We start from the raw sequence: 5,608 nt of genomic DNA, 5'->3' as shown, positions 1-5,608 counted from the left end.
TGCTCGACCGGCACGCGGTCCTCGGCCATCTGGAAGAGCTTGGCGCGGGAGGGGCGCTGGTCGGGCATGCCTTCCACCCAGCCGTGCTGGTTCTGCTTCCACTTGCCCTTCCAGGTCCACCAGTGCTCGCGCGAGCACTGGCCGTCGAGCGTCCCCTCGCCGGTGATGGCGATGTTCTCCTGCTCGAAGGCGTAGACGAACGGCGAGTAGTTCATCAGCTCGATGCCCTCCCACCGAGTGAAGACCAGCGGCAGGTAGGCCTTGGGATCGGTCTTGAAGAGGATCGTTGCGCCCTTCTGGACGTGCAGGTTGACGTTGCTCTTCAGATGGAGGGGCCCGGTGAGCCAGGCGCCCGGCGGGACGACGACGCGCCCGCCGCCGGCGGCATTGGCGGCGGCGATCGCCTTCTGGAAGGCCTCGCTCGAATCCGCCACGGCCTCGCCGTCTGCGCCGAAGTCGGTGATCGGGAAGTCGCGATCGGGGAAGGTCGGCGGCTTGATGCGCGCAACGATCTCGCGGGCCAGGGCCCAGTCGTCTTCGGCGGCCTGAGCGGCGAGGGCGGGCGTTGCGGCCAGCGCCGCGCCCGAGAGAAGGACATCACGGCGGCTGAACATGCCGGTGCTCCGATAGGCAGGGTGAGGGGAAGGGCCGGGCGGGGGGAGGACCGCCCGGCCTCTCGAGGCGCGCTTAGAAGGCGTAGCGCGCGCCGAAGTAGAACTGGCGACCAAAGTGGTGGTTGGTCCACACGCGGGCGGCCTCAGTGTCATTGTACTGACGGCTCTCTTCGTCCGTCAGGTTGAGGGCTTCCAGCGTCAGGCGCAGCTTCTCGGTGAGCTGGTAGCTGACGTTGGCGTCGATGGTGGTCGTCGACGGCACCCAGTCGGCGTCCTGGTAGTCCTGGCGACGGCCGGTGGTCAGGTTGCCCTGGTTCCCGGACGGCACGGCGAACAGGTAGCTGGACCGGTGCGAGAGCGAGGCCCGGGCGCTGAACTTCGCGTCCTCGTAGAAGATCGTGGCGTTGTAGGCGTTCTTCGAGACGTTGGTCGGCCGGTTCTCGAGCACCAGGTTCGCGGGGCAGACGCCATTGACGGGCGTGCCGGCGCAGAACTGCTGGGTGCCCTTCACGTAGGTGTAGTTGAACAGCACGCCGAAGTTGCCGGCCCACTCGGGCATGCCGAAGCGGTCCACCAGGAAGGTGAAGGGCTGCTGCACGTTGAACTCGAAGCCCTTGTAGGGATCGCCGCCCTTCGTGTTGATCGTGGTGGTGAACTGCGCCTCGTCGCTGGGCGTGCGGCCGGTCCCTGCCAGCAGCTCTTCGGGAAGGCCGAACGACGAGAACGGACCGGTCAGGCGAACCGTCGTGAAGTCGCGCTTGAAGTCCTTGATGAAGAAGCCAAGCGCCACCAGCGAATTGCCGCCGGGGTACCACTCGAACGAGAGGTCGTAGGTGTTCGCCGTCTGCGGCTTCAGGAACGGGTTGCCGGTCGTGATCGACAGGTTGCCCGTGGTGTTGACGGTGCCGCCGGGGTTCAGGGCGCCCAGGCCCGGACGCACCATCACCTTGGCGGCGGCGGCGCGGACCAGGAAGTCTGGCGTCACCTCGGCCACAACGTTGGCCGAGGGCAGCCAGTTCTCGTACTTGTTCTCGACGGTGATGCGGTCCGGCACGGTGCCGGTCGGCGTCGTCAGCGTACGATAGCCCGACGCGGTGGTTTCCGTTTCCACGTAGCGGACGCCGAAGTCGCCGCGCAGGCGCCAGGGCAGGATGTCGGTGTCGAAGTCCACCTGGCCGTACAGGGCCTGGCTTTCCTCGATGATCGTCCGGAAGCTGCCCCGCGCGTTGGTGTTCTCGATGCCCTGCAGCGTAAACGTGCCGGTGTTCGAGTAGATGCCGTAGGCTTCGGCGACCGCGTCGAAGTTGGGGATCACCCAACCCGTGGGCACGCCCGCGCCGCCGCCCAGACCCTTGCCGAAGCCGGTGAGCTGTTCCGACAGCGAGGTGATGTTCACGCCCGCCGGCATGGCCGGGATCGCGAACTCGGTGGCCCGGCGGTACTCCTGGCCGTCGTTGCGGAACTTCTTCCACGTGCCGCCGAACTTGAAGGTGAAGGTGTCGGTGGCCTCCCAGGCGATGTCGCCCGAGGCGATGTCGAAGCTGTTCTGCACGAACTGCGGCCGCAGGCGGATCTCGCTCGGGCGGACCGAGCCCGTCGCATTGGCGTTCGTGAAGGTGAACGCGGTCGGGTCGGTGACGTCGAAGCCCCAGGTGATGTTGGGCAGGTGCTTGTTGTCGCGCGCGTCGTAGGTCCAGCCGTCCTGGTTCGCGCGGTCGAAGGTGATCGTGGTCTGGATCGGGTTCTTGAAGCTGGACTTCGAGGTGCCGATCATCCCGCTGACGCGCAGGGTGTCGGTGAACTCGTGCGTGCCCGAGAGGCTGTACTGGCTGAAGATCGTCTCCAGCTTGTCCTCGCGGCTCTCCAGGCGGATGTCGACGTTGTCGAACACGCCGTAAGTGAGGGTGCCGTGCTCGTCGGTCTCGAAGACCCGCGGGATCATGAACGCCTTGCCGAACTCGGGGCTGGCGGCGCCGCGGCTGAAGGAGATGGCCTCCAGATAGTTCTCGGTCCGGTGGGACTTATAGTTCGAGTACAGGTAGTCGAAGCTGACCGTCGTCCGGTCGGTCGGCTTCCACTGCAGGGCGCCGGTGATGCCCAGGCGCTTCTGATCGTAGTCGAGGCGGGCGTAGCGCGGGATGCGCGGGTGCCAGCTGCCGGGATCCGACGCGCGCTGGTAGGCGGCGATCGCTTCCGGCGTGCCGGCGATGCGGGGTTCGCCCGCCGAGCAGTGGGTGGCCGAGGCGCCAGTCGTGGCGTTGGCGCCGGGGTTGAACTGCTGGCCCGCGGTGGTGGCGTTGGTGTCGAAGCCCAGCGGGCTGCACCAGCCGCTGTTGGAGGTGCCTTCCGCCCAGCGGACGGTGTTGAAGCCTTCCTCGCGCACGCCGCGCTCGGAGTAGGCGACCGAGACCAGCACGCCGACGGTGTCGTCCAGGAACGTCTTGGAAGCGAGGGCGGCGAACCGCGGGTCCCAGCTCTTCGACAGGTCGTTGTAGCCCATCTGGCCGGAGACGGTGAAAACCTGGTCCTTGCCGAAGTCGAGCGGCCGCGAGGTGGTCAGGTCGACGGTCGCGCCTAGCGAGCCTTCCTCGACGCTGGCCGAGGCGGTCTTCCGGACGGCCAGGCTGTTGAAGAGCTCGGAGGCGAAGACGTTGAAGTCGAACTGGCGGTTGCGGTTGGCGCCGCCGTCGGCGTCGGAGCCGCCCGTCGTCGTCAGCCCTTCCATGCCGTTGATGCGCACGCGGGTCGAACCCGGGCCCAGGCCGCGGACGGTGATGTTGCGCCCTTCGCCCGCGGAGCGGGTGATCGCGACGCCGGGGATCCGCTGCAGCGACTCGGCCAGGTTGTTGTCGGGGAACTTGGCGATGTCCTCAGCCTTGATCGCGTCGACCACGCCGGACTCTTCGCGCTTCACCGCGATCGCGCTCTGGATCGCCGCACGGAAACCGGTGACGACGATCTCCTCGACTTCCGAGCCTGTGGCCTGCTCGGCCGGCGACTGCGCCAGGGCCGGGCCGGCCAAGCCGGCGGCCAGAACGAGAATGGACGCGCCGCAGGCCAGCGAGCGCAGGCGGATTTCGCCCGTTCGCACCATCGATTTTCCTCCCCTACCGCCCTGTTTCCGGGCGTCGCCGTCGCTGCGGCCTTGAACCTTGCAGGACCAGTATCAATGTCATTGACACCGGTGTCATAAAAGCTTGAGAAAATCGGCGGAAACCGCAGACGCACCCAAGCTTGGAGGAAACATGCCTTTGGCTGACACCGGTGTCAACAACGCCGCAACGGTGATCTCCGGCTACGCGCGCCGGCCCAATCCGGTGTTCTCGAGCGAGTACGGGGTCGTGCGCGAAGTGCTCATTGAGGCGCGGCGGCAGGCGGGCCTGAGCCAACGCGCGCTCGCGGCGCGCCTGGAGAAGACCGGCTCCCACGTCGCGATGATCGAGCGCGGCCAGCGGCGCGTGGACCTCTTGGAGTTCTGCCGCATGGCCGACAGCCTGGGCTTGCCGGCCCAGGAGCTGGTGCGCCGAATCGAGGAGCGGCTGAGCCGGGCGGCTCAGGCCGCCAACGCCGACGCCGGATCGTTGGCCAAGGCGTCGTAGGCCCGCGCGACGGCGCTGCGGAACCGCGGATCGGCGGCCAGGGCGGGCGGGAACACCTGATCCAGGTGCAGGAAGCGCTCCACCGGATCGCAGCCGCCCGTCGCGGTGAGGGCGAGCCGGTCGGCGAGGGGATCCACGACGCGCTCACCGGCCCCGGTCTGGCGCACGACGAAGCCGATCCAGGCCGCGACGCCCACCGCCAGACGATCGACGGGGCGGCCGGCGGCGAGGGCGTCTTGGGCGGTCTCCAGCAGGCGGAACCGCAGCTTCTGCGAGCCGTCCCAGGCGATCTGCGACAGCTTGTGGACGATGGCCGGGTTGCGGAAGCGGGTCAGGACGTCTCCGATGTAGGTGGGAACGTCGAGCTCGGGCGCATCCAGCGTCGGGGTCACGTCTTCGCGCATCATCCGCTCGACGAAGCGGGCCAGCGCCGGCTCCTGCATCGCCTCGAACACCGTCTCGCGGCCGAGCGCCAGGCCCACATAGGCCAGCGTGGAGTGGGCGCCGTTGAGCAGGCGAAGCTTGGCGCGTTCGAACGGAGCCACCTCGCGGGCGACCGTGACCCCCGCGGCGGCGAACGCGGCCGCGTCGCTCCCCAGTTGGTCCTCGACCACCCACTGGGTGAAGCGCTCGCGCTGGATCGGCCAGGCGTCCTCCAGCCCCAGCACCCCGGCCACCTGCCCGCGCAGCGCGTCGTCGGTCGCCGGCGTGATGGAGTCGACCATGCTGGACGGGAAGCGGGCCTCCGCCGCGATCCAGCGGGCGAGGTCATGCTGGCCGCCGGCCTCGGCCAGTTGCAGCACCGCGCGCCGCAGCTTCACGCCATTGTCCGAGAGGTTGTCGCAGCTGATGGCCGTGAAGGGCGCAAGGCCGCCCTCGCGCCGGCGACGCAGGGCCTCGACGATCCAGCCCGGCAGGCTCGTCGGACGGTCCGGCTGCGCCAGGTCGCGCTGGACATCCGGGTGGGCCAGGTCGAGCTCGCCGGCTGTCGTCAGGCAGTAGCCCTTCTCGGTGACCGTGGAGGTCACGTAGCGCACGTCCGGCGACACCAGACGGCGAAAGACGGCCTCGGGATCTTCCGGGGCGACCAGCAGCTCGCGGATCGCGCCGATCACGCGATACGCCGGCTCGGCCTCCATCTCCGCCAGGGTGTAGAGGCCGCCCTGCGGGGATAGCGCGTCGCGCACGTCCGGCGACCGCAGCGAGACGGCGCAGACGCCGAAGTCCGATCGCCTCTTCAGCATCTCGTCGAAGTAGAAGGCCTGGTGCGCGCGGTGGAAGGCGCCCGGGCCGAAGTGCACGACGCCGATCCTCACCGCCGCGCGGTCGTAGGCCGGCGTGCGGACAGGCGCGCGGACCTGGGCCAGCGTCGCGTCGGACAGTCGGTTCAAAGGG

4 protein-coding genes are annotated in these 5,608 nt (G+C 68.8%); 1 reads left to right on the top strand and 3 read right to left on the bottom strand.

From position 1 onward, the window contains the following. Nucleotides 1-614, bottom strand: a 614-nt coding sequence (locus RIF93_RS18215) for a glycosyl hydrolase family 28-related protein (RefSeq protein WP_309092871.1), incomplete at its 3' end; no start/stop codon positions are given. Between the two features lie 73 nt (nucleotides 615-687). Then, nucleotides 688-3,708, bottom strand: a complete 3,021-nt coding sequence (locus RIF93_RS18210) for a TonB-dependent receptor (RefSeq protein ID WP_309092870.1) — start codon at nucleotides 3,706-3,708, stop codon at nucleotides 688-690. Nucleotides 3,709-3,865: 157 nt separating this feature from the next. Here RIF93_RS18210 and RIF93_RS18205 point away from each other — a divergent pair, with 157 nt between their 5' ends. Beyond that, nucleotides 3,866-4,213, top strand: coding sequence for a helix-turn-helix transcriptional regulator (locus RIF93_RS18205; protein ID WP_309092869.1), 348 nt, complete (start codon nucleotides 3,866-3,868; stop codon nucleotides 4,211-4,213). Here the strand turns inward: RIF93_RS18205 and RIF93_RS18200 are convergent. After that, nucleotides 4,168-5,608: mannitol dehydrogenase family protein (locus tag RIF93_RS18200; RefSeq protein ID WP_309092868.1), on the bottom strand; the 1,441-nt coding region annotated here is incomplete at its 5' end. The genes RIF93_RS18205 and RIF93_RS18200 overlap by 46 nt on opposite strands.

Origin of the sequence: Phenylobacterium sp., from assembly GCF_031181185.1 — a bacterium.
Classification (GTDB): Bacteria; Pseudomonadota; Alphaproteobacteria; order Caulobacterales; family Caulobacteraceae; genus Phenylobacterium.
Note: the sequence above shows the minus strand (reverse complement) of the source record. Positions and strands in the feature narration are given on the sequence as shown.

Excerpts from the sequence above, each read along its gene's own strand:
- RIF93_RS18210 (WP_309092870.1), bottom strand. The coding sequence starts at position 3,708 with ATGGTGCGAACGGGCGAAATCCGCCTGCGCTCGCTGGCCTGCGGCGCG.